3 protein-coding genes are annotated in these 1,391 nt (G+C 68.7%); 2 read left to right on the top strand and 1 reads right to left on the bottom strand.

All coding sequences use genetic code 11. From position 1 onward, the window contains the following. Window positions 1–347 (top strand): nuclear transport factor 2 family protein (locus A9W96_RS13285; protein ID WP_067140306.1); only part of this gene is annotated, 347 nt, incomplete at its 5' end. Window positions 348–372: 25 nt separating this feature from the next. Here the strand turns inward: A9W96_RS13285 and A9W96_RS13280 are convergent. Continuing rightward, on the bottom strand, window positions 373–981 hold the full coding sequence (locus tag A9W96_RS13280; protein WP_197499391.1) for a sensor domain-containing protein: 609 nt from the start codon (window positions 979–981) through the stop codon (window positions 373–375). A 149-nt stretch (window positions 982–1,130) separates the two neighbouring features. Here A9W96_RS13280 and A9W96_RS13275 point away from each other — a divergent pair. Then, the coding region (locus A9W96_RS13275; protein ID WP_231999675.1) for a DUF4190 domain-containing protein at window positions 1,131–1,391 on the top strand (261 nt) is incomplete at its 3' end.

Genomic DNA, 1,391 nt, shown 5'->3' with positions numbered 1-1,391 from the left:
AGACCGTCAATCGCTACCTCGCGCTGGTCGCCACGGGCACCGCCGACGACATCGTGGCGCTCTACGCCGACGACGCCACCATCGAGGACCCGATCGGCTCCGACATCCGCCGCGGGCATGATGCCATCCGCGCCTTCTACACGGGGTTTCAGGACGCGAAGAAGGACACCGAACTCGCCGAAATACGGATCGGCGGCAGCGAGGCCGCCTTCTTCTGGCATCTGACGCTCGACGCCGGTGACAGCCGCACCCGGATCTCGCCCATTTCGACGATGTCGTTCGATGGGGACGCCAAGATCACGTCGATGCGCGCGTTCTGGTCACCGGCAGACGTTCGGGTCCTGTAGCCCGCCAATCCTGTTGGCAGCCCGCTCAACTCGGGATACGGCCCAGGATGCCCTGCACGAGGGCGGCGGCGTCGTCGCCGAGATCACGTCCGATGACGTCGACGTCGACCACGACGTTGGCCTTGGCCGCCAGGGCCCGCAGCGCGCTGGTGTGCTGGCCGCCGACGTCGGTGGTCCGCCCGTTGTCCTGCACGGTCCCCAGGGTGCTGCGCACCGACGTCACCGGGCCGGTCTGCACCGGCGTCCCGACGCTGTAGATGCCGGAGATGCCGCCGTGCGAGTAGGTCAACTGCCTGCCGGCACAACCGTTGATGTGGTTGATGGCGCCGGCGACGAAACCCTTTGCGGCCGCGGCATTGTCGAACGTCGCGACGAACTCCGAAACCCCGTGCGGGAAACCGTTGGTGTGCTGCCCCAGGTCGACGCCGTAGATGGCGCGGTAACCGCTGTCTCGATAGGACGCTGTCAAGCCGTTGAACACCGCTTCGGTGCATTCCGGGGGATCGAAGCTGTCGCCGGGCTGCAGTTCGTGCGTTTGCGTCCAGGTCTTGTTGACGTACATGCCGGGCGCCTTGATCAGGCCGGCGACGTCTTCCCCGGTGAGCACCAGCGACTGTAGGCCTTCGGGGGTCACCGACGGTTCCGGCGGCGCGGCGGCGGTGGCGCTCGGCTTCGCCGCGGCTGTGGTGGCGCCGGAGTGCGCCGTCGGCTGGCCGGTCTGCCTGTTGCCCAGCGTCGCCCCCGCCGCCCGCCCAACCGTCCGCTCGCCCGCCGTCGGACGAGGTGAACACGCTGGCCACGCTGTCGGTTGTGTTTGCGTTCCTGCTTGCCCCGGTGGGAATCGTGTTGGGCCACTTCGCCATCAAAGACATTCGCCGGCGGGGCGAGCGCGGCCGCAATCGGGCGCTGGTTGGACTGACGCTGTCGTACGCCTTCACCGTGATCGCCGTGGTTGCGCTGGCGCTGTGGGCGACGCTGGGCAACAGGCAGACCGGCCAGCCGACGGCGCACTCCGGCGCCACCACAGCCGCGGCGAAGCCGAGC

The organism is Mycobacterium sp. 1245852.3, assembly GCF_001669335.1.
In the GTDB taxonomy this organism is placed as follows: domain Bacteria; phylum Actinomycetota; class Actinomycetes; order Mycobacteriales; family Mycobacteriaceae; genus Mycobacterium; species Mycobacterium europaeum_A.
The sequence above is the reverse complement of the archived record's forward strand: the minus strand, read 5'-3'. Positions and strand labels throughout refer to the sequence as shown.